At 38.9% G+C, this 23252-nt stretch carries 23 protein-coding genes; 10 read left to right on the top strand and 13 right to left on the bottom strand.

Annotated features, from left to right (window positions below; translation table 11 throughout):
• Nucleotides 1–77: 77 nt before the first annotated feature.
• Both SFB89_RS01600 and SFB89_RS01595 read right to left on the bottom strand, forming a co-directional pair.
• On the bottom strand, nt 78–1223 hold the full coding sequence (locus SFB89_RS01600) for an ABC transporter substrate-binding protein (RefSeq protein WP_331775205.1): 1146 nt from the start codon (nt 1221–1223) through the stop codon (nt 78–80).
• A gap of 271 nt (nt 1224–1494) precedes the next feature.
• Nucleotides 1495–2523 carry a YeiH family protein gene (locus SFB89_RS01595; protein WP_331775204.1) on the bottom strand — a complete coding sequence of 343 codons (1029 nt, stop codon included), beginning with the start codon at nt 2521–2523 and terminating at the stop codon, nt 1495–1497.
• 102 nt (nt 2524–2625) lie between these two features.
• Here SFB89_RS01595 and SFB89_RS01590 point away from each other — a divergent pair, with 102 nt between their 5' ends.
• From SFB89_RS01590 to SFB89_RS01560, 7 genes are all read left to right on the top strand, one after another.
• Nucleotides 2626–3504: a LysR family transcriptional regulator gene (locus SFB89_RS01590; RefSeq protein ID WP_331775203.1), complete on the top strand. Its 879-nt coding sequence runs from the start codon at nt 2626–2628 to the stop codon at nt 3502–3504.
• Nucleotides 3505–3556: 52 nt separating this feature from the next.
• A complete protein-coding gene (locus SFB89_RS01585) occupies nt 3557–4186 on the top strand; it encodes a LysE family translocator (protein ID WP_331775202.1) in 630 nt (209 codons plus the stop codon).
• A 79-nt stretch (nt 4187–4265) separates the two neighbouring features.
• Nucleotides 4266–5180 (top strand): SPFH domain-containing protein, encoded by a 915-nt coding sequence (locus SFB89_RS01580; RefSeq protein ID WP_331775201.1) that lies wholly within the window; start codon nt 4266–4268, stop codon nt 5178–5180.
• A gap of 1 nt (nt 5181) precedes the next feature.
• Complete coding sequence (locus SFB89_RS01575) at nt 5182–5595, top strand: NfeD family protein (protein WP_331775200.1); 414 nt, start codon at nt 5182–5184, stop codon at nt 5593–5595.
• 16 nt (nt 5596–5611) lie between these two features.
• The gene (locus SFB89_RS01570) at nt 5612–5998 is read left to right on the top strand and encodes a DUF488 domain-containing protein (protein ID WP_331775199.1); all 387 of its coding nucleotides are present in this window, start codon (nt 5612–5614) and stop codon (nt 5996–5998) included.
• A 95-nt stretch (nt 5999–6093) separates the two neighbouring features.
• Nucleotides 6094–6879 carry a 5'/3'-nucleotidase SurE gene (gene surE / locus SFB89_RS01565; RefSeq protein ID WP_331775198.1) on the top strand — a complete coding sequence of 262 codons (786 nt, stop codon included), beginning with the start codon at nt 6094–6096 and terminating at the stop codon, nt 6877–6879.
• Complete coding sequence (locus SFB89_RS01560) at nt 6869–7507, top strand: tRNA threonylcarbamoyladenosine dehydratase (protein ID WP_331775197.1); 639 nt, start codon at nt 6869–6871, stop codon at nt 7505–7507. Before surE ends, SFB89_RS01560 begins: the two co-directional genes overlap by 11 nt.
• A gap of 10 nt (nt 7508–7517) precedes the next feature.
• On the opposite strand, the gene SFB89_RS01555 is transcribed toward SFB89_RS01560, so the two are convergent.
• From SFB89_RS01555 to SFB89_RS01515, 9 genes are all read right to left on the bottom strand, one after another.
• Nucleotides 7518–7973: an isoleucyl-tRNA synthetase gene (locus tag SFB89_RS01555; RefSeq protein ID WP_331775196.1), complete on the bottom strand. Its 456-nt coding sequence runs from the start codon at nt 7971–7973 to the stop codon at nt 7518–7520.
• Nucleotides 7970–8410 carry a Sua5/YciO/YrdC/YwlC family protein gene (locus tag SFB89_RS01550; RefSeq protein ID WP_331775195.1) on the bottom strand — a complete coding sequence of 147 codons (441 nt, stop codon included), beginning with the start codon at nt 8408–8410 and terminating at the stop codon, nt 7970–7972. The genes SFB89_RS01555 and SFB89_RS01550 overlap by 4 nt, the downstream gene beginning before the upstream one ends.
• Nucleotides 8411–8414: 4 nt before the next feature.
• Nucleotides 8415–11672, bottom strand: coding sequence for a carbamoyl-phosphate synthase large subunit (gene carB, locus SFB89_RS01545; protein WP_331775194.1), 3258 nt, complete (start codon nt 11670–11672; stop codon nt 8415–8417).
• Between the two features lie 8 nt (nt 11673–11680).
• Nucleotides 11681–12427, bottom strand: a complete 747-nt coding sequence (mreC, locus tag SFB89_RS01540) for a rod shape-determining protein MreC (protein WP_331775193.1) — start codon at nt 12425–12427, stop codon at nt 11681–11683.
• Complete coding sequence (locus SFB89_RS01535) at nt 12420–13454, bottom strand: rod shape-determining protein (protein WP_331775192.1); 1035 nt, start codon at nt 13452–13454, stop codon at nt 12420–12422. Before SFB89_RS01535 ends, mreC begins: the two co-directional genes overlap by 8 nt.
• 55 nt (nt 13455–13509) lie before the next feature.
• Nucleotides 13510–14733 carry an ATP-dependent Clp protease ATP-binding subunit ClpX gene (clpX, locus tag SFB89_RS01530; protein ID WP_331775191.1) on the bottom strand — a complete coding sequence of 408 codons (1224 nt, stop codon included), beginning with the start codon at nt 14731–14733 and terminating at the stop codon, nt 13510–13512.
• Nucleotides 14734–14825: 92 nt separating this feature from the next.
• On the bottom strand, nt 14826–15614 hold the full coding sequence (gene lpxA / locus SFB89_RS01525) for an acyl-ACP--UDP-N-acetylglucosamine O-acyltransferase (protein ID WP_331775190.1): 789 nt from the start codon (nt 15612–15614) through the stop codon (nt 14826–14828).
• Nucleotides 15615–16061: a 3-hydroxyacyl-ACP dehydratase FabZ gene (fabZ, locus tag SFB89_RS01520; RefSeq protein ID WP_331776034.1), complete on the bottom strand. Its 447-nt coding sequence runs from the start codon at nt 16059–16061 to the stop codon at nt 15615–15617.
• 34 nt (nt 16062–16095) lie between these two features.
• Nucleotides 16096–17181 (bottom strand): epoxyqueuosine reductase QueH, encoded by a 1086-nt coding sequence (locus SFB89_RS01515; RefSeq protein ID WP_331775189.1) that lies wholly within the window; start codon nt 17179–17181, stop codon nt 16096–16098.
• 81 nt (nt 17182–17262) lie between these two features.
• On the opposite strand from SFB89_RS01515, the gene SFB89_RS01510 reads away from it, so the two are divergent.
• A complete protein-coding gene (locus SFB89_RS01510; protein WP_331775188.1) occupies nt 17263–20181 on the top strand; it encodes a DUF748 domain-containing protein in 2919 nt (972 codons plus the stop codon).
• A gap of 45 nt (nt 20182–20226) precedes the next feature.
• On the opposite strand, the gene bcp is transcribed toward SFB89_RS01510, so the two are convergent.
• Together bcp and SFB89_RS01500 are read right to left on the bottom strand one after the other, a co-directional pair.
• Nucleotides 20227–20697 carry a thioredoxin-dependent thiol peroxidase gene (gene bcp, locus SFB89_RS01505; protein ID WP_331775187.1) on the bottom strand — a complete coding sequence of 157 codons (471 nt, stop codon included), beginning with the start codon at nt 20695–20697 and terminating at the stop codon, nt 20227–20229.
• Nucleotides 20698–20754: 57 nt separating this feature from the next.
• Complete coding sequence (locus SFB89_RS01500; protein WP_331775186.1) at nt 20755–21615, bottom strand: ADP-ribosylglycohydrolase family protein; 861 nt, start codon at nt 21613–21615, stop codon at nt 20755–20757.
• Nucleotides 21616–21753: 138 nt separating this feature from the next.
• Between SFB89_RS01500 and trxC the strand changes: the two genes are divergently transcribed.
• The gene (gene trxC, locus SFB89_RS01495) at nt 21754–22176 is read left to right on the top strand and encodes a thioredoxin TrxC (protein WP_331775185.1); all 423 of its coding nucleotides are present in this window, start codon (nt 21754–21756) and stop codon (nt 22174–22176) included.
• 122 nt (nt 22177–22298) lie between these two features.
• Entirely contained in the window at nt 22299–23213 is a 915-nt protein-coding gene (locus tag SFB89_RS01490) for a branched-chain amino acid transaminase (protein ID WP_331775184.1), read from the top strand.
• Nucleotides 23214–23252: the final 39 nt, after the last annotated feature.

Genomic DNA, 23252 nt, shown 5'->3' with positions numbered 1-23252 from the left:
AAGTAGCGTAGATGTAAGCGATGAACGCTTACATCTACTACATTAAAATCTATATTACAAATAAAATATGTAATAAATTATTTTGCTAATGCCCAATCATTATTTTTGATCACTAACATTTGAATACCAGAATTTAAATCCAGTCCTAAATGATCTTTTTTACTCATGTTATAAATACCATTTAATCCCACATAATCTTTCGTATTTTCCAAAGCATCGCGTATCGCTTTTGGATTACTTGATTTGGCACTTTTCATCGCATCAACGACTAAATAAAGGGCATCATACGCATAACCACCAAAGGTAGATGTCGGGGCATGGTATTTGTCTTCATACGCTTTGATATAGTCTAAAGAGACTTTTTTGATGGGATTAGAGTCTGCCAAAAGAGATGCGACCACTACCGGAGGAGATGCTACGATGACGCCCTCACTGGCATCGCCGGAGAGTTCGATAAATTTCTTAGAGGCCACACCGTGTGATTGTACCAACATTTGTGTCATTCCCAATTGTTTGAAGTTTTTCGTCACAATCGCCGGTCCTTGTCCAAAACCTGGATTCACAACCGCTTGCACATTGGCTGTATTTTTGATTTTGGTTAATTGCGCTGTCATATCAGTATCTTTTGGACCATACGTCTCATCTGCTAATATTTTGATACCATAATTGGGTGCCACATCTTTACATTGCTTGCGCATTGATTTACCAAAACCACCATTGCCTGATATCAACGCAATGTGAGTTTTATCTTTTGATTTTAGATATTCAAATATCTTTTGACATGCCATCCTATCTGTGGCTGGGGTTTTAAAAACATACGACTTTACTGGTTGTACGATTTTAATCGAACCGGCCATCGACACCAAAGGAACTTTGGCTCTTTGAATAAATGGAATAATCGCCATCGTCTCACCAGAAGCAGATCCGCCAAGAATCGCAACGACTTTGTCCTGGCTAATGAGTCGCTTCACAAACGTCGTCGCTTTTTTAGGACTCGCCCCCGTATCATAGGCAACTAATTCCAATTTTTTGCCCAAAACACCGCCTTCTTTATTGATTTTATCAACATACAATTCCAAGGTTTTAAGCTCAGGATCTCCAAGAAAAGAGGCCGGACCCGTTGCTGCCACTAAGGCACCGATTTTGATAGTATCAGCGGCATTCGCACCATAGGTAAATCCTAAGACCAACAATCCCAAAACGACTTTAAAGATCTTTTTCATATTAGTTTCCTTTATAATAAGATGAATAAATTCACCCGTATTTTAAAAATACTATTACAAGAATACTTAAACTTTCCATAAAATTGTAATACTTTTAAATAAAATGACATTAATTGTACATATTTATACATTTTTAAGGTTTTGTACCTTTATCATGAGAAAATTAAAATAAAAAAAACTTATTTTACATAAAATGTGCTAGAGGAGTTTACGAAGGAAGAAGGAGGGGATGCAAATTCAAGTATAAATCTTAAATCTGCATCCTGATAGTTTATAAGGCTGTAGCAAATTTCACGATGTAAAATCCGCCAAAGATCAGCCACAAGAATAGTATAGCAGCTAAGTAGATTGGTTTCATCCCGACATTTTTAAATTTATCTTTACTGGTTTCCATCCCTAGGGCAGTCATTGCCATAGTGAGTAAAAACGTATCGATTGCATTAATATCGCTAACCAATTGCATTGGAACGAAGTTAAAAGAGTTAAATCCCGCTACCAAGATAAAAAATACTGCAAACCAAGGTATAGTGATTTTTGTTTTTTGTTTCGTCCCGACACTGTGGACGCTTTTTGCTAACCAAAATCCCAAAATCAACAAAAACGGTGCCAATAACATCACACGAATCATCTTCACAATAACCGCAGTCTTGGCTGTCTCTGGACCCACCGCATTACCCGCAGCCACTACGTGAGCGACTTCATGAATAGTACCACCGATATAAATCCCCATATCTTGAGGGCTTAGTGGAATTAATCCCGCTTTGTATAAAAATGGATACAAAAACATCGCGGTAGTTCCAAAAATAATCACAGTAGAAACAGCAATCGCACTTTTATACGGTTCACCATTGACCACTGGTTCGGTTGCTAAAACAGCAGCGGCACCACAGATAGAACTCCCTGCTGTTGTGAGAATCGTCGTGTCTCTGTCAAGTTTCAAGACTTTCGTACCGACAATATAGCCGATAATAAAAGTTGAGCCCACAACACAAACACTGGTCACAATACCTGCTAAACCTACCGCTTCTATATTTTGAAACGTCAATCTAAAACCATATAGGATGATTCCCGCTCTTAGGAGCGTTTTTGTTGAAAATATGATACCCGGAACCCACTCTTCTGGCAATTTATTTCTTAAGGTGTTCGCATACACCATACCCAAGACAATACCGATAATCAACGGACTGATTCCTAGATGCTTAAAAACAGCAAAATCAGATAAGTACGTTGCACTCATCGCAAACAAAGAGACAAATAAAATACCACTGATGGTATTACCTCTGTTTTCTTTTTCAAACATGTTGATCCTTTTTTAAATTTTCAGAATTATAGTCATATATTCTTTATAAGTAAAATAAATTAAATTTGATATAATAATAAATATTTCTCATAAGGGGCTATCATGACACTCAAAGAGTTACACATCTTTTATGAACTGTGTGAAGATACTCATATCTCACGCCTTGCACAGCGCATCGGTATCACACAATCTGCGATATCACTCTCCATCAAATCATTAGAACGTCAAATTGGAGAGCCTTTATTTGATAGAATTGGTAAAAAACTGATTCTTAATGAAATTGGCCGCCTTTTTAAAGAAAAGACCTATTCACACTATATCGCCCTGAGTGATGCGGAGAATTTTTTCAAAGAGAGTAAAGTCTCTGGTATCCTAAACATCGCCTCAAGTCGTACCATCGGCGCTTTTATCACGCCTCAAACGGTTTATGATTTTTTAGAGCAACATCCCAATGCGGTTGTCAAAAAAGATATCCACAATTCACAACACATCGTGAATCTTGTCAAAGACGCCACTATTGATATGGGTTTTATCGAGTCTAATTGTGATGATGAAGAGATTGAAAAAGAAATTATAGGGCGCGATCGCATGCTGGTTGTCACCAGTGATAAGAGACTCAAAGGAGCCACTTGCTATATCGATGAATTGTTTGATCGCCAATGGATTTTAAGAGAAAAAGGCTCAGGGACAAGAGAGATATTTTTGGAGGCTATTGGAGATATTTCAAAAGAGATTAAAATTTTGATGGAATTCTCAGAATTTGCCGAGGCCAAGACTATTCTTTTGAAAAATCCTCAAACCATCACCTGTCTTTCGCAATATGCCATCGAAAAAGAGTTAAAAAGAGGCGAGCTTTTTGAAGTCAAACTCAAAAATATTTCTATTGAGCGTAGTTTTTATCTGATTTATCATAAAAAGAAATATCAAAGTAAGCTCTTTTTGGAGTTTAGAAAATTTGCCAAACGGTTCTTTGTTATCTAATATTTAGAAAAGAAGCGTTAAAATCTCGCTGATTATAAATAAGAAGGAATCTATGGATACGCATCTTTATCTCGCCTTTATTGGCATCTCATTTTTCACGGTCATGAGTCCTGGACCGGCTGTTTTATTGGCTATCAGTAATGGACTCGCTTATGATTTGAAAGCCATCATTTTGTCAAGTTTTGCCAATATTATCGCTCTTTTTGGTTTATCTGTTATTGCAATGTTTGGCGTCGGAGTGATTTTAAAAACATCCGTTGTCTTTTTTACCATCCTCAAAATAGTAGGCTCGTGTTATCTTATCTATCTGGGTATCAAACAATTCAGAGCCAAACATCAAAATTTTATACTAGAAGATGGACGGGTACATCATCATTATAATAACTGGAAAGTTTTTCAAAAAGGATTTTTGGTCGCAGCTACCAATCCCAAACCTATCTTGTTTTTTACCGCACTGTTTCCACTGTTTTTAAATCAAAATGGCAATGTTACCTTACAATTTTTTGTCATGACAGGAACCTTTATGCTGATGTCATTTGGCGCATTGTGCTTTTATGGTTATCTCTCAACAGCGGCCAAAGCACTGTTTGTCAATAAAAATAAATTAAAAATATTTTTCAAACTCACCGGTTTGGTCTTTATGACGATGGGGGTAGGATTGCTCTTTGTAAAAGAACAATGATTTTCTATGCAAGGTATCATAAATTGTTTCCATTATATAAAAAACTGTGATACAATAGGTTATCAAAAAAGGAATCACTATGCAATATGAACCCGCAACCATCATCAGTCTTGCTATCATCGTAGCAATTGCTATTATCATTATCAAAGGTGTGGTAATCGTGCCACAAACACATGCTTATGTCATCGAAAGACTTGGAAAATACAACCGTACGCTTGAAGGGGGTTTGCATATCATTATCCCGCTTTTGGACAACATTAGTTCTAAACTCACCAAACAAGAGCAAATTATCAATATTCCACAACAAAATGTCATCACTAAAGATAATGTCAATATTAGTGTTGATGGAATCGTGTTTATTCAAGTCGAAGATGCCAAAAAAGCAACGTATGGTGTTGTTGATTTTAAATTTGCACTCTCCAATCTCTCCACCACAACGTTACGGGCTGAAATCGGACAACTCGCGCTTGATGAAACCCTCTCTTCTCGCGATACACTCAATCGTAAAATCTTACAAGCCATTGATGATGCGTCATCAAAATGGGGCGTCAAAACCATGCGAGTGGAACTCAGAGATATTTCCGTGCCCATTGAGATCGAAGAGGCTATGAATATGCAAATGAAAGCAGAGCGTGAAAAAAGAGCGATTGAGCTCAAAGCCCAAGCCAATAAAGAGGCGGTAATTCGTGAGGCAGAAGGTGAAAAACAAAAAACATTTCTAGAAGCGGATGCGATTGAGCGGATGGCCGATGCCAAAAAATATGAACAGGAAAAAACAGCCCAAGGGCAACAAAACGCCATGGTCATGATCAACACCGCCATGAGTAATAACATCAAAGCGGCTGAGTTTCTTTTGGCAAAAGATCGTATTGTCGCATTTACAGAATTAGCCAAAAATCCATCCAAAGATAAAATTGTCGTACCCTTTGAAGTTACCGAACTCATCGGTTCGCTCTCGGTACTCAAAGAGTTTTTAGGCTCAAAAAAGGCCTAACATGATAGATACCATATCCGCAGCCTATCTTTTGGCCTTTGGGATTTTACTCATCGGTATTGAAGTGTTGACCTTCTCTTTTGTGCTGGTTTTTATCGGGTTGGGTTTTGCTATTGTTGCGCTTCTTTCATTTTTTTATCTCTTTGATAATGGCGCCATACAGATTGCCCTCGCCTTTATTTTGGCGCTCATCTTAGCCTTTAGTCTCAGGAAAACCCTCATGAGCAAACTCTCAAAATCAAGCACTAAGCCAGAAGAGCGTGCCCATACTAAAGGAGTAGGATTTGTGGAAGATGGATTAATCAAATTTGATGGAACCTACTGGAAAACACTCGATGATTTGAGCGATTATCAAGAAGGTGATAGGGTCGAGATTCAAGATGTTATCGACAATAAAGTGGTTCTAAAAAAATAGACCCAGAGGATTTTATATGATTATATTGCTCAAACGTGCGTATGAATCCCCAAAGCCAGAAGATGGCTTTCGTGTACTTGTAGATCGACTCTGGCCTCGAGGTGTCTCTAAAGAGGACGCAGCGATAGATCTTTGGGACAAAGAAATCACCCCGAGTACCCCACTTCGGAAATGGTTTGCTCATGATAAAAATAAATGGCTAGAATTTAAAGCGCGTTACCAAAAAGAATTGGATCAAAACCCCACGGCTGTGAGCGCTTTCATCTATCATTTGCAGCACAAAGAAGTGGTAACCTTTGTGTATGGAGCCAAAGACACCCAATACACGCATGCACGTATTCTCAAAGCGTATGTCGAAGAAAAATTAAAAACCGATTTTACATTACCACACCATACCCTATAATCTACGCAGCAAACTTATTTTTTCATTCGATTATTTTTTGTTATTTTAATCAAATAATTTTACAGTATAATTGTACAAAAAAATGAAAGAGAAAAATGAAAAAAATTTTGATTACTAATGATGATGGATTTGAATCAGAAGGCTTAATCGCACTCGCAGAAGCACTCAGACCCCTAGGACACATCACAATAGTGGCGCCAACGACTGAAAAATCAGCTTGTGGACACTCTCTCACCCTCACACGACCCCTTCGTTTTATACAAATTGCCGATGATTTTTTCAAACTCGATGATGGCACGCCCAGTGATTGTATCTATCTCTCCGTGCATGCACTCTTTCAAGATGACAATATGCCAGATATCGTAGTCAGTGGCATCAATAAGGGAGCAAATTTAGGAGAGGATATCACCTATAGTGGCACTGCTAGTGCGGCAATGGAAGCGGTATTGCATGATATACCCGCAGTAGCCATCTCTCAAGCTTATCAAGATTCACCTATGAGTTTGACAAAAGAGAGTTATCAATTGGCCCAAAAAGTCAGTCATGATATTGTCAAAAAAATTCTCGAAGAGGACTATCCACTCGGAGCGCGTAAATTTTTGAATATCAATATTCCTGCTGGCAACACATGCAAAGGCTATAAAATCACACGTGCGGGGTATCGCATCTATGGTAATGATGCCCATCTGCATCGCAACCCTCGTGGTGAAGAGTACTATTGGCTTGGTACACACAACTTTATCCACAAAGAGAACAAAGCCAAAGATTGCGACCTCAGCGCGCTATCTGATGGCTATGTTTCTATCACCCCGATTCACCTCGATATGACCTCACATGAAGATATCAATACCCTCAACCATTGGATTAACAATGGAGGATAGATATACCCGTAGCAGAATCTTATTTCAAGAGAATTTTGAAAAATTACATCAAGCCAAAGTCCTCTTGCTTGGCGTGGGAGGCGTGGGAGGATTTTGTCTGGATGCCTTGTATCGAGCAGGAATCAAAGATATTACGATTGTTGATTTTGATACTTTTGACATCACCAATCAAAACCGACAAATTGGAAGCGAAGCCATCGGGCAAATCAAAGTAGATGTCATGAAAAACAGATACGACGGTATCAAAGCACTCAATTTGAAAATTACCAAAGCGTGGGTAGCGGATTTTGATTTTACTCCTTTTGATTTGGTCATTGATGCCATCGATGATATGCCAGCAAAAGTTGCCATCGCACATCGGTGTCATGATAAACTCATCTCCTCTACAGGAGGAGCCAAAAAGCTCGATCCCACCCGTATTCAAATCACCTCGATTTGGAAAACGTACAGCGATGGATTGGCTAAGAAATTTCGCTATGAACTAAAAAAGAGTGGATTTCATCATGATTTTGATGTCGTCTTTTCAGATGAGGCACCTCATTGCACTGATTTAGGGAGTTTTGTAGGCGTTACGGGAAGTTTTGGATTGACCTTGGCAAGTCTTGCTATCAAAAAAATTATCGCTTAATCTTTAAGTATCACGGTGTCGTATTGATGACATCATGATTAGAGATTTTTACGGTTTTGGCAAGGTCTTTGCGATAGATATAGGTAAAATCACGCCCTTGGTACAAAAGGTCGCCTTGGAATTTTTTGTGCCCTACTTGAAAACTCTGATTTTCCAACATGAACTCTTTTTGTGCAAAGTATTTTCCCACCGGTTCATAGAGTGATAAGGCACTCACCACGATACAAAGCAAATAAAGTCGCATAAAAATTTTAGAAAAGCCGCTGTAAAGAAGAAGATAACCGACAACAAATGCCGCGATTATGAGCATATAAAAGTTTTGATTGTCTATAAATAAAATATTGAAATATTCATTGATGCCATACACGTTGAAATAATTTAATTTTATCCCAATAAAATACAAAAAATCCAGCAGAGAAACAAAAGCCAATCCCATAAAAAAACTATTGACAATACGATAAATCATCTCAGCCTCCTTTTTGATATTCTACCACATTTAATAATACATGAGGCTTCTTTCTCTTCAAAGCCTGATTTAGTGTACAAAATAACATCAGCATGCCGGAGGGCAAACGGCAAATCAAAGGCTTGTCCTGATGCATTTGAAGAGGTAGAATAGGCCCATTTAATTTTTTTGAGAAATCTCAGATGCGTGGGGTCTTTTACGACGCGAATGGCGAGGGTATTTGAAAATACAAAAGTCGTCTTGGTGGCTCTTCGTATCATCTTTTTGTGAATGTTTCGCACGCGTGTTAAGGTTTTGAGCGTGCGCAAGGAATCCACACTCATCAAAAAGGGTTTCTTCTTGTCTCGTTGTTTAATCTGTGCTAATTGGGTACTGTTTTGGGATAAAAACCCGACGGTCGTATCCGTCTGTGTGAGATAGACTTGCGTCGGGTTCATGATATTATTTCAAATAATCTTGCAAAGCTTTTGGCTCCAAAACCGTATCATTTTGGATAGATGCCAAGCTTTCAGCTGCCACAGTCGCTGCTGCAATAGTCGTAAAGTATGGAATATTAAATCGCAATACGGATTGGCGGATTTTTTTTGCATCATCTTTACTGGATTTATTATCACTCGTATTAATCACAAGGGCAACATTGCCATTTTTGAGTTTATCTTCTATATTAGGACGTCCTTCGCTGATTTTATAGACAAACTCACTCACAATGCCCTCTTCTTGTAATACTTTGTGAGTGCCTTCTGTTGCCAAAATATGAAAACCTAAATCATTAAATTTTTTACCTATTTTTTTTGCCAGTGCTTTATCTGCATCGGTTAGTGAGATGAATACGGTCCCAGATTTTGGAAGAATATTATTAGAAGCAATTTGTGATTTTGCAAATGATGTGGCAAAATTTTTGCTGATTCCCATCACTTCTCCGGTTGATTTCATCTCTGGTCCCAAAATCAAATCAGCTCCAGAGAGTTTATTGAATGGGAATACGGCTTCTTTGACCGCAACATGTCCTTTGATTTTTGGTTTTAAGATACCATTTTCTTCATAAACCACTTTAAAAGTATCATAATAGGCCAATGCCTCTCTCAAATCTCCTTGGAACATCACACGAGTTGCCACTTTGGCCAATGGGACCCCGGTCGCTTTGGAGACAAAAGGTACCGTACGGCTGGCACGTGGGTTGACCTCTATCATGTAAACATCATCATGATAGATAGCAAATTGAATATTCATCAAGCCCACAACGCCCAAATTGAGCGCGATGGTTTTCGTTTGGTCTTCGATTTTTTTCAAGAGTTTTTTAGAGACACTAATCGCAGGTAAAGAGCAGGCACTATCACCACTGTGGATTCCCGCCTCTTCGATATGTTGCATAATGCTACCGATATAGACATCTTTACCATCACACACAGCATCAACATCAAGCTCGATTGCATTGTCCAAGAATTGATCAATCAGTACGGGAGAACTGTGGCTCACACTCACCGCTTCATCCATGTATTCTCTGAGTTCTGTTTCATTATAAACAATACGCATCGCACGACCGCCTAGAACATAACTCGGGCGCACCAAAACCGGATAGCCGATATTTTTGGCTTTATCAATCGCTTCTTCTTTGCTAATGGCGGTATCATTTTGCGGTTGTAACAGATGATTTTCTTTGATAAAGTTTGAGAATTTTTTTCTATCTTCTGCCATATCAATCACCCGCGCACTCGTCCCGATAATCTTCGCGCCAATAACGGTCAATCGTTTGGCTATTTTTAGAGGGGTTTGTCCACCAAAATGCACGATAATACCATCTGGATTCTCAGCCTCTACCACACTTCTGACATGCTCAAAATCGATAGGTTCAAAATAGAGAATATCACTGGTATCATAATCGGTTGAGACCGTCTCTGGATTACAGTTGTACATAATCGTCATGACATCCATGTCTTTGAGCGCATAAGCCGCATGCACACAGCAATAATCAAATTCAATACCCTGTCCGATACGATTAGGGCCACCTCCGATTATCATAACCTTTTTCTTGCGGCTTTTTTCTGCTTTTTTACTCGGTAGCTTTGTGATATTTGTGGTTGAGTAAAGGTACGGTGTCAGCGCTTTGAATTCGGCCGCACACGTGTCCACTTTATTGTATTCTAAATTGATTCCCAATTTTTCTCGTGCAAAATAGATATCATTTTGTGTCAATTCTAAATTATCATATTTATTGATAAGCCAAGCAATTTTTTTATCAGAAAATCCATAACTTTTTGCCCTTCGCAGAATCTCTTCATTGTTGAGTGCAAACATGTCAAGATTTTTTTCAAATTCTACGAGGTCTTTAAATTGATGCAAAAACCACGGGTCAATCTGACTGAGTTCATGGACTTCTTCCACGCTAAATCCACGACCGAGTGCTTCCATCACACACAGCATGCGTTCGCTGTTAGGTCTTCGAATCTCTTTGCGCAATTTTTCATCATCATATTTAATCTCATCAAAACCACTCAAGCCTGTTTCGAGTGAACAGAGTGCTTTTTGAAATGATTCTTTAAAGGTTCTCCCAATAGCCATCACTTCACCGACACTTTTCATAGATGTCGTCAACGTAGAATCAGCAAAAGGGAATTTTTCAAAAGTAAAACGTGGAATTTTTGTCACGATATAATCAATCACGGGCTCAAAACTCGCCGCAGTACCGGTAATATCATTGGTAATTTCATCAAGTGTGAATCCCACAGCTAATAGTGTCGCCACTTTGGCAATAGGATATCCTGTCGCTTTTGATGCCAGCGCGCTACTTCGGCTCACACGTGGATTCATCTCAATCACCGTCATGCGGCCATCTTTTGGGTTGACGGCAAATTGAACATTACTCCCACCAGTATCCACACCAATCTCACGTAAAATGGCAAAAGAGGCATTCCGCATGGCTTGATACTCTTTATCGGTGAGTGTCAGTGCCGGAGCAATCGTGATACTGTCTCCGGTGTGCACGCCCATCGGGTCAAAGTTTTCGATGGAACATACGATGATGCAATTATCCGCGTGATCTCGGATGACTTCCATCTCGTACTCTTTCCAGCCTAATAGAGACTCTTCAATCAAAATTTCATTGATGGGGCTCGCTTCTAGTCCTCGTGTAGCGAGGTCTTTAAACTCATCAATATTATATGCAACCCCACTACCACCACCGGCTAGAGTATAAGAGGCACGGATAATCAGAGGAAATCCAATCTCTATTGACGCCTCGACCGCTTCGTCGATATTATAAGCATACCGGCTCTTTGGAAGGTCCATACCGATTTTAATCATGGCTTCTTTAAAGGCTTGACGATCTTCGCCTTTTTTAATCGCCGCAGGATCAGCGCCTAAAAATTTGACATTATCAAGCAATCCTTTATCGTGCATCTTCATCGCCACATTGAGTGCAGTTTGACCTCCCATCGTCGGTAGAATTGCGTCGACGGATTCTTTTTCTATAATTTTTGCAATCACTTCTTCATCAATAGGCTCAACATACGTTCGATCTGCAAACTCTGGATCGGTCATAATCGTCGCAGGATTAGAGTTGATTAAGACAACTTTATAACCCAATTCTTTCAGTGTTTTGGCAGCTTGCGTACCGGAATAATCAAATTCACAAGCCTGACCTATGACTATTGGTCCTGAACCTATCAGTAGTATCGTTTTGACATCATCTCGCTTTGGCATCTTCTTCCTTAATTTTTTGTTATGATATGTAAAAATGTCGGTATATTCATATTCACATACGGTCTTACCGTAACAGTTTTTGATGATTCTTCTTCTGCTACACGAATCACTTTCCCCACCCTGACTCCTTGGAAAAATATATCATCCATTCCACTCGTAATGACTTCATCACCAATTTTTGGATTCATCCATAGAGGGATATATTTTACTAAGATATCTTTTTTGTTTCCCTGCAACACTCCGGGAATCTTTTGATCTCCAACATAGACTGAAAAGATACATTGAGGATCTCCGAGCAACAGTCCCAATGCTTTTGTATTTTTGGCTACTGCAATTCCCGCGGCATAACCTTGATAAAGCAGGCCATAAATCTTGCTTTGATTAAAATCTTGAAAATCCAGCCAGACCCTATTATAATCATTGAGATTGGCATAGGATAAAGCTTGAATCATCTTCACATTCGGTTGGTATCGCGATAAATTATTATCCGCCATAATCGCATTTAGTTTGGCGGCAAAGGCGATAGACAAAAGAGCAGATTTCTCTAATTTTTTATTTTTTGCTCGCAATGTCTTAATCTCTTCTTGCTGTGAAAAATGCTCATCAATCTTGTTAAGAACCTTCTCTTTGGCATTGAGATAGGAAGTCAAAACAAAATGGCTCAGATTGATGGCATAACGTCGTCCCGTATCGGTATAATTTGCCGACCCGTAAATCAGCAGTGCTAAAACAAGAAGAAATTTTAATCTATTCATTTGCCAAATGTTGTAATAACTCTATCTCATCCAATGCTCTACCGGTTCCTTTTGCAACAGCCAAAAGAGGTTCATCTGCTATAAACACAGGCAATTTGACAATATCAGAAAGATATTTATCTAATCCACGTATCAAAGCACCACCACCGGTCAACACAATACCGTTTTCTACGATATCGCCTGCTAAATCCGGAGGCATCACCTCTAAGACATCTTTAAGTGCATCTGCGACCTCTTTCAAAGGCTCTTTCATAGCATCTCTGACATCTTCACTGCTTAATTCAATACGACTCAACAATCCACTCACTTGGTCTCTTCCTTTGACAATAGAAACCAATGGCTCTTCTATTGGAATCGCTGATCCAATTTCAATCTTAATCTCTTCAGCCGTTCGCTCGCCAATCAAAAGATTGTATTTCTTTTTCACATAATCAACAATCGAAGCGTCAATTTTATCACCGGCGGTTCGAATTGATTTGCTAATCACAAGTCCCCCTAATGAGACCACACCAATCTCAGTCGTACCGCCTCCGATATCTACGACCAAACTCCCTTCTGGCTCACGTACTGGTAAATCAGCACCAATCGCAGCGGCCATCGGCTCTTCTATCAAAAATACTTCGCGAGCACCCGCGCTCAACGCCGACTCACGTACGGCCTTGCGTTCTACTTGTGTCAATCCGTATGGAACACAGATAATAATACGCGGTCGTAAAAAACTTTTTCGTTTGTGTGCTTTTTCAATAAAATAACGAATCATCTTTTCAGTAATATCAAAATCAGCAATCACACCATCTCGCATCGGACGAATGGCAACAATATTTCCTGGAGTTTTACCTAACATATTCTTTGCATCGGTTCCTACAGCTAAAATCACCTGCTTGCCACTTTTATCTGTCTGTATGGCAACGACGGATGGTTCATTTATAATAATACCTTTTCCTTTTACCAATACCAAGGTGTTTGCTGTACCCAAATCGATACCCATATCACTTGAAAAGAATCCTACTACTTGATCAAAAATCATTCATTTTACCTTTGTATTTTATTGTCATATTCACAAAAAGCACCACAACGATGTGTTATGCACTTTTTTTATTTTTCTTTATAAATACCGGTTTTGCACCGTCTGTTATCACATCTTTTGTAATGACGATTTCATAACCGCCAAGCTCAGGAAGGTCATACATGATATCAATCATCACTTCTTCCATAATCGTTCTCAATCCTCTCGCTCCTGTTTTGCGTTTTATCGCCAACTTCGCAATCTCACTCAAAGCATCATCTTCAAATACTAACTCCGCATTATCAATCGCAAAGAGTTTTTTGTACTGTTTTAAGATAGCATTTTTTGGCTCACTCAAAATCTTCACCATATCGTCTTGTGTGATTTCATTCAAGGTGGCTAAAACATGCAATCTACCGATGAGCTCAGGAATCAATCCATAATGCACTAAGTCATCTGGCTCCACCATATCAAGGAGCTTCCAATCATCGCTTTTGACTCTTTTTTCTTGTCCAAAACCTAGTACATTTTTCCCAACACGTCTTTTAATAATCTCTTCCAAACCATCAAAAGCTCCACCACAAACAAACAAGATGCCCGATGTATCAATTTGAATAAAATCTTGATTTGGATGTTTCCTGCCACCCTTTGGTGGGATATTGACAATACTACCTTCTATGATTTTCAGTAATGCTTGTTGCACCCCTTCACCGCTGACATCTCGCGTAATCGAGCGATTCTCGCTCATCCTAGCAATCTTATCAATTTCATCAATAAAAACAATCCCTTTTTCGGCTCTTTTAACATCACCATCGGCTGCTTGCAATAATTTGGTTAAAATATTTTCAACATCTTCTCCCACATATCCAGCCTCAGTCAAACTCGTTGCATCGGCGATAGCAAGAGGGACGTCAAGAAATTTCGAGAGGGTTTGTGCCATCAATGTTTTACCGCTTCCGGTTGGACCAATCAATAAAATATTTGATTTTGAAATCTCTGTATCATCTTCGATGGCATGATTTTTGAAGATCCGTTTGTAGTGATTATAAACACCCACAGAAAAAACTTTTTTGGCTCTATTTTGACCAATGACAAATTCATCTAAAACGGTAGTTAACTCTTTTGGTGTCAGTAATTCATAATCCAATTTTTTTTCATCTGTGACCTCTTCATCATCTTCACCAAAGAAAATTTTATAAGCAGAAATCACACAATGTTCACAAATAAATACATCTTCACCTGCGATTAACCTGGTGTCATTGCTTTCTTTAGCGCCACAAAAACTACACTCTTTTTTCATATTATTTCTCCTCATCGCAAGACACTGCGTGCGATACATTCCTAACTCTTTTGTGCAGCGACATCATGATATCGCTAGCACGTTTTAAAATTTTATTTTGTTATCCTCTCAAAAGGAATACCTCGTTTGGTCTCCAGTATAAAACGGCACATCTGTTGTACTTTTTCATTCTTTTCATTTTGCATTAATGTCTCTGCGGCCTCTTTGATAGCACCCGTGCCTCTAAAGAGATGTCGATAAGCGTGCTGCAATGCTCTAATATCAGCGGTTTCAAATCGTCTTTTGATACCCACAGCATTGAGCCCTTTCACAACGGCGCGATTGCCCTCTGCTAAGCAAAATGGAGGAATATCTTGACTGATGGCACTCGCGCCTGCTATCATACATCCCTCACCAATTTTGACAAACTGATGGATAGGAGTCATCCCGCCAATCACGGTATAGGCACCGACTTCTACGTGCCCTGCAAGCGTGGCATTATTCGCCATAATCACATGGTCGCCTATCTGACAATCATGCGCGATATGAGAATAGATCATGATAAAACAATCATTACCGATTCGGGTCGTACCATTACCGTGGTGTGTACCCGCATTAATCGTCACGAATTCTCGGATGACATTGTTTTTACCGATGCGCACTTTGACATCGTCTTCAGGTTTGTATCCGATATCTTGAGGAGGCATCCCAATGATAGCATAGGGATAAATCTTCGTCCCTTCATCGATTACCGTATCGCCGTAGATTCCGGCTCCTTGCATAATCTCGACATGATCTTTGAGTACCACTTGTGAGCCAATAAATGCAAACGCACCTATCTTGGCATGTTCCCCTAAGATTGCACCTTCCTCAACCACAGCATTTGGATGAATTTGTGCCATTTACTTGTCTACTATCATCGCTTTGAGTTCAGCTTGTGCGACCAATTTCCCATCTACAAAAGCCTTACCATCAAGCACCCAAACAGCGCCTTTATGTTTTAAAACTTGCAATTCATAAACGAGTGTATCCCCAGGTTTTACGGGAGATCTAAATTTCGCTTTATCAATGCTCATAAAATAGACGACTTTATCTTTCGTCTCTTCTTGTCCCGCTTCATCCATGCTCTTAAAGGCCAAGATACCGCCAGCTTGCGCCATCCCTTCTATTATCATGACACCTGGATATATCGGATGCCCCGGGAAGTGACCTTGAAAAATAGGCTCGCCTATCGTTACGTTTTTATACCCTTTTACAAACTCACCTTGTGTCAATTCCGTGATTCGATCGACCAATAAAAAAGGATGTCGGTGAGGTAAAATCTTTTGAATTTCTACTACATCTATTATCATTTATAACCTTATTGTAAATTTTACAATTTTATCAAAGTTTTACTAAATTTTCTCTAATATCTGGGTATGTTTCAGATTTTAAGTAAATCTCATACTTTTTTTCACACACTTTATCCACCACAATAATCGGACTGAGCGTCGGAAGGAAGGAGTGTGATAAAGTTTTTCGAATCGTAATCTCTTCTTCGACACTCAGAGGATTTTTCATCAAATCTTGGACACTATCGTAGGATTTTTTTAACATTTGATTGACTTTTTCGATGGCAATAAATAGAATATCTTCTCGATTAAAATATCCAATACCCTCAGCCATCGTATCAATTTTTCCTTTTGTAAAATCTCGTGACAATGTTGAATAAAATAAAAAATGACTCGGAATAATGGCGCCCTTTTGCTCTTTGACATACGCGCGCAACACTCTGTAATTGAGAAATTTTTCACGTCTTAGCACAAAGTGTTCTCCTGCGTCTTCACAAGCTTGCACCGCCTCATAGAGTTGGATTCTATCTTCAATAGAAGCGGGTAAAATTTGCCCCGTTAGCGGGACCATCAGCTCATCTTTTAAGCGTTCTTGATTCTCTCTTTGTACTTCTAAAGCATACAAACAACCACAATAATTTTGATGGTATAACATCGCCGATTTTGCCAACAGAAATTGTTCGTTGGTGCCTCCATTTTTACGAAAATCTGGAGTGAGGACATTCACCCCAAACGTATGCGCAACATGTTCAGCATTCTCACGCAATTGTTCCATGGATTTTTTGGGGCTTGTTAGTAATGTTGTCGTTATTTCATTTTCCCCAATTTCCAGCGCTTTTTTAGCTGTATTTGCTAACCTGTTATCAAAACAAATCGTGCAACGTTTGCCCTTTTCTGGCTCCCCTTCAAAGCCTCTCACTGCATCCACCCATCCTTCATAATCATACGCCCCTTCTAAGAGCTTAATTCCGAGTTTTTTACAACTTCTTTGAACATCCATGAGTCGTAGTTTGTATTCGCTATAAGGGTGAATATTGGGGTCATAAAAATATCCGATTAATTTTTTCTCAGGGTATAAAGCAGCAAGTTTTTGTAAAAAAAAATGACTATCGACCGAACAACAGATGTGAATCAACACATTTTATCCTTTTTTGATGATATATAATTTTCAAATTATAGTATAATTTTTTAAAATAAATAGAAATGGAGCGCATCGTTTATGAAATACGTAAAAAGTTTTAAATTTTGGATTTTGTTTTTAGTTGTAACCTATACGGCCATAGGCTTTTTATTTTTACCTTGGTTTTTAGTAAACAAAGCACCTCAAATACTCAAAGAGAAAATTGGCATCAATCTTAAAATTGCAAAGGCGGAGTTTAATCCTTATAGTTTTGAACTGACCTTGCACCACGTTGTCTTGGATGATCTTCATAACAAACCTGTTCTTTCTATCAAAAGATTCTATACCAATTATACCTTGCTGGGACTCTTTAATAAGACCTTGCTGGTGAACAAAATCGAACTCAATGCACCTAAATTGTATGTTACCTTTCAAAAAGATGGTATTTTAAATCTGAGCAATATAATCCAGAGCACACCAACAACCACTCCAAAGACTCAAACTTCAGAAAGTACACTACCTAATATTACGCTGAATGCTCTGAATATGACCGAGGGAAGTATTGTCTATCAAGACCAACGCAACCACAAAAATTTTCAGTACCACTTAGGACCTTATCATTTTGTCGCACGTGATATTAGTACTCAAAAAGATCGTATTAACTCTTATTCTTTTCAAACCACACTACACAACAAGGGCTCCATCCTGTGGAAAGGGGGCATGGGAATCAATCCTTTCAAAGTGTATGGCGTCATCCAGGTCAAGGACCTCAATCTCGTCACCCTATATCACTATGCCCTTCCGGATATGAAAGCATCGCTAACGCATGGAACTTTAGATTTGAAGTTGCCTTATCAAATTATATTTCATGAGGGAATGAAGGTCAATATCGACCAAGCAAATGCAACCTTGTCACAACTTATCATGACACAAAAAGACAACCAAAAAACACTCATCGATGCACCGAAACTTGAAGTCAAAGGGGTCAATCTAAAATGGCCAAAACAATCCCTTTTCATCGACCAAATCCATCTTAATGATACCCATATCAACCCCGTACTTCAAAAAAATGCTCAGTTGAATTTCATGACGCTCCTAGCATCTCAAGAACCGAGCAAAACAGCACCGAAACCCCAACCGGCACATCCTGCAAAGCCATGGGAATATGGGATTCACGCTATCACTACGCATAATTTGAGTGTTAATTTTATTGATGAAACATTGAACAAACCACTGCGTTCTCAACTTCACAATATCCAAGTAACTATCAAAAATTTCTCTTCCAAAAAAACTGACCCTATTGGTATAAAATTATCGGCAACCTTAAATCAAAAAACAGACATCAACGCCACATCAACACTGATTCAAACCCCACTGAGCAGTCAGTCTTCTATCCAACTGTCGCATTTTCGTTTGAGTGATTTTCATCCTTATCTTGACCCTTTTATCAATTTTAAAATCAAAAATGCCGATGTCGATGTCAACGCCACACTCAAAACGGACTTTGATTCACACAATAACATCAATCTTCTTGCCAACACAAAAATCTATAACCTTTTGCTACAAACCACAAAGGGAGCAAACCTTCTAAAATGGAATGATTTGCAAGTACAAGGCATAAAATACAGCAATCACCCTCTTTCTGTGACCATCAAAAATATGCGTTTGTTAGAGCCTTATATCAGTGGAGAGATTTACAAAAATCACACCAGTAATTTTTCAAATCTCATCAAATCACAGCCACAATCAGAGTCCAGCACGACAACCGCAACAGACCCATCGTTGCAACTTAAAATCGGACCGATTAAAATCCTCAATGCCACGGCAGATTTTGGTGATGCGAGTTTGCCGTTTCCATTTAAAACCCATATCCACAATCTCAACGGTTCCATCTCAACCTTAGATTTTGGAGCGACCACGCCATCGAAAGTCAATATCGATGGTAAAATCGATAAATACGGATATGCGAATATCAAAGGCGTCATCTTGCCATTTCAATTTAAAAAACGTGCGAATATCGATGTGTTATTCAAAAATATCAATCTCACGACTCTCACGCCTTATTCGGGAAAATTTTTGGGATATAAGATTAAGAGTGGTAAATTATCTATGAATCTTAACTATAAAATCGATAATGCCTCACTCATAGGCTCCAATAAAATCAATATCGATACGCTCAATCTAGGGCAACCTGTCAAGAGTAAAGATGCGGTGAACCTCCCACTAAATTTAGCCATCGCCCTGCTCAAAGACTCCAATGGACAAATCGACATCGATCTCCCGGTTAGCGGGGATATGAACAATCCTGATTTTAGTTATGGGGGCATTGTCTGGCGGGCTGTTGGAAATATGATTACGGGATTGGTCACAGCACCGTTTAGATTTCTAGGCTCCCTTCTTGGTATCAAGGGAGATGATTTGAAGATGATTGACTTTGAACAAGGCTCTGCAATTATCATCTCCACCGAATATGAAAAATTAGATAATCTTCATAAAATCCTCAACAAAAGACCCAATATTCGTATCGAACTGAGTGGAGGTTATGATGAAGAGGCCGATCTCAAAGCGTTGCAAAAAGAGGCATTTGATCATATCATGACAAAACATATAGCAACATTAAAAAAAGATTCAAAACATGCCAAAGAGGATCTCTTCGCTCGTGCTTTGACACAGCTGTTTATCAAAGATTTCGGTGAGAAAAAGTATCAAGAACTCAAAACCAGTTTTATGGTCATACCTAAAACAGATGACAATACTACCAGGAGAAGCAAAAAGGGCAAAAAAGCAACCCTTGATATTTTAAAATTTAATGCCGCGATGCAAACCGCATTGATCGCCAAAATCAAAATTGATCATGCCCAATTGGTCACATTAGCCAATCAGAGAGCAGAAAATATTAAAAAAATTCTTGTAACAAAATACAAAATCAAACCCGAGAGAATCATCATCAAGCCAGCTATCTTACAACAAGCAAAACGTGATATGTGGGTCAGTACGAAGGTAGATATTTCGATATAGAAGAAAGCTAGAGTCTCAGGAGTATAATGCTGAGACTCTCATCATCTAAATACTTTTGAGACTACTTAGGGTTTCCATCACCGCTTCAACATGGTTTTTGACTTTGACTTTCGTCCATAATGCTGCAATTTTACCCTCGGGACTAATCAAAAAGGTAGAACGTACAATTCCCATATACTCTTTACCGTAAAGTTTTTTTAATTGCCAAACACCATAAGCCTTGGCCACTTCTTTTTCCATATCTGAGAGCAACATGATATCAAGTTCTTTTTTTGCAATAAAGTTTCGATGGCTTTTAGGACTATCAGGACTCACCCCGACGATGATGGCATCAAGCTCACTAAAATCAGGCTCCATCGCTGTAAATTCACACGCTTCTGTCGTGCATCCTGGAGTATTATCCTTAGGATAAAAATACAATACAATCCATTTGCCTTTCAAATCTCTAAAACAAATCTCTACCTCATCTTGATTAGGCAAGCAAAACTCAGGGGCATCTTGGCCAACTTCTAACATTTTATTTCCTTTAATTTTCTAGTTTGCACCATCATGATATCTGGCACTTTTGTGTCATTATATTTTATTTATTTTAAACCAATCTTTTGGAATACCTTCGCTAGAGCGGTGTGCGACAATAATCATCACAGCAACCATCGCACGCGACGCACTGTCTCCTCCGGCCTTGGCATTTTGAATCAAAAGATTTTTAAGATCATCAGGATACTGACACAATAGATGCACAATACCGCTAAATCCATCATCAATCCCACAGGCAGGTCCAAATTCACGAATCACTTCAAAGGTATCCTTATCTTTGGATGCGATGCCATCTTCGACGCTTTTGAGCACAAAGAGACTAAATTCATCTTTCAAATCTAACATCGTTTTTTCGATAGCGATGTCTTTAAAACGCGCAACATCAAACAAGAGTCGTGCAAAAAAGATTGCGGCTTCAGAAACTTTGGCATCATTGTGTGAGAGGGTGACGAAGGTTTTCACATTTTCTACAAAGGCTTCTTCATCTTTGGAAACATACAATAATGGGGCAATTCTTCCAATCACGGAGAAATCTTCAGAATGAGAACCGATTCGTTTTCCTGCTTCAAGGTTCTGTAATGTTTCTCGCGTCGCACCATCAATATAACCTTGATATGCCCGCATCTTCTTTTCCCAAAAAGTCAAATAAGCATCGGCATCAAAATCTGATTGATCTTGCAAAAATTCTTTGAGAAAAAAAGCCTGATCGCCAATATGCGTCTGATCGCCGGCTACTTTACCTTTGTGCCAGAGTGCTTGAGGAGGATTTAGGGCTTCCCAATCGAGGGCTAAATCATGAAGTTGTGCCTCATCATAAACCCAATGCGCTCCCAAACTGTAAGAATCTGCTACGAGTGTTGCGGTAACAATCTCGTCTATTTTTTCTTTACTAAACATGATATATCCTTTATTAAAGAATTATAACGCGTGAAAGTAAATAAATAATCTCTCAAATCACGTCTTATTTTAATCAAAATTTTTTTATAAAATTGTTACAATGCGCTTTATATTATAACCGTATAAGGAGCTATAAATATGAAAGTTATCTGTCCACATTGTGAAGCAATCAACAATGTCCCACTTAAAGATGATTACAAAAAAGCAAACTGCGGAAAATGCAAACAATCCCTCTTAGAAGTCAAACCATTGGAACTCACTAGTTCAAATATGGAGCGTATTTTAGAACATTCTGATATTCCGGTAATTGTAGATTTTTGGGCACCCTGGTGTGGGCCTTGTAAGATGATGGCACCGGTTTTTGCTGATGTTGCCTTAGGATTTCCACTCAAAGCCTTGTTTGCAAAAGTCAATACAGAAAACGAACAATTTCTAGGAAGTCGCTACAAAATACGTAGTATTCCCACCCTCATTGTCTTTAAAAATGGCCAAGAAGTTGAGCGAATATCTGGGGCAATGGATCCGGTTTCATTGGAGAATTTTGTAAGAAAGTTTGTATAAAATCTTCAGCCAAACCAACGCTCAAAATACCCTTGTGCCACCATTTTTATCAACCCTAAAACTATATTTAATCTAAACTTGGATATCATTATGTCTATTTTAAAATACAGGTAGGCATCATAATGGAAACAGCAAAATATATTTGGATGGATGGAACACTCACACCATGGGATGAAGCACATGTTCATATCTTGACTCACACCTTGCATTATGGCAATGGAGTATTTGAAGGCACACGAGCCTATATGACAGACAAAGGTCTTGCAATTTTTAGATTACGAGAGCACACAAAAAGACTTTTGAATTCTGCAAAAATAACAAGAATCAAACCACCCTATACACTCGAGGAGCTAGAGACGGCTCAAATTGAACTTTTAAAAGAAAATAATTTCAAATCCAATGTTTATGTGAGACCGCTCATCTATTTGGGATACGGCACGATGGGACTTTACCATGTTCATGCTCCGGTTAAAACAGCCATTGCAGCATGGGAATGGGGTAGCTATCTTGGAGATGAGGGATTGGAAAATGGGATTAGAGTCAAAATCTCATCGTTTGCAAGAAATCCTGTCAGCTCTACAATGGGAAAAGCCAAAGCAGCCGCCAATTATCTGAATTCACAAATGGCTAAATACGAAGCAATGGAAGCAGGATATGAAGAGGCACTGTTGCTCGATGAAGATGGATTTATCGCAGAAGGAAGTGGCGAGTGCTTTTTTATTGTCAGAAATGGTGTATTAATCTCACCTCCAAATGACACCTCTTTGGAAAGCATTACACAAGGGATGGTGATCCAACTGGCAAAAGATGCGGGTATTCCTGTCGAGAGACGACGTGTAACTCGAGATGAAGTTTATATCGCAGATGAAGCATTTTTTACCGGAACGGCTGCTGAAGTGACCCCTATCAAAGATATCGATGGGTACATCATAGGTGAAGGAAAACGAGGCGCCATGACAAAGCAGCTTCAAGGCGCTTATTTTGACGTAGTTTATGGCAAAAATAAAAAATATGAGCATTTGCTGACTTATATTTAATAAGTCACGCTATAATAGAGACTATCTAAAGAATTGAAT

Source organism: Sulfurospirillum sp. 1612, from assembly GCF_036556685.1.
Lineage (GTDB): Bacteria > Campylobacterota > Campylobacteria > Campylobacterales > Sulfurospirillaceae > JAADIZ01.
Note: the sequence above shows the minus strand (reverse complement) of the source record. Positions and strands in the feature narration are given on the sequence as shown.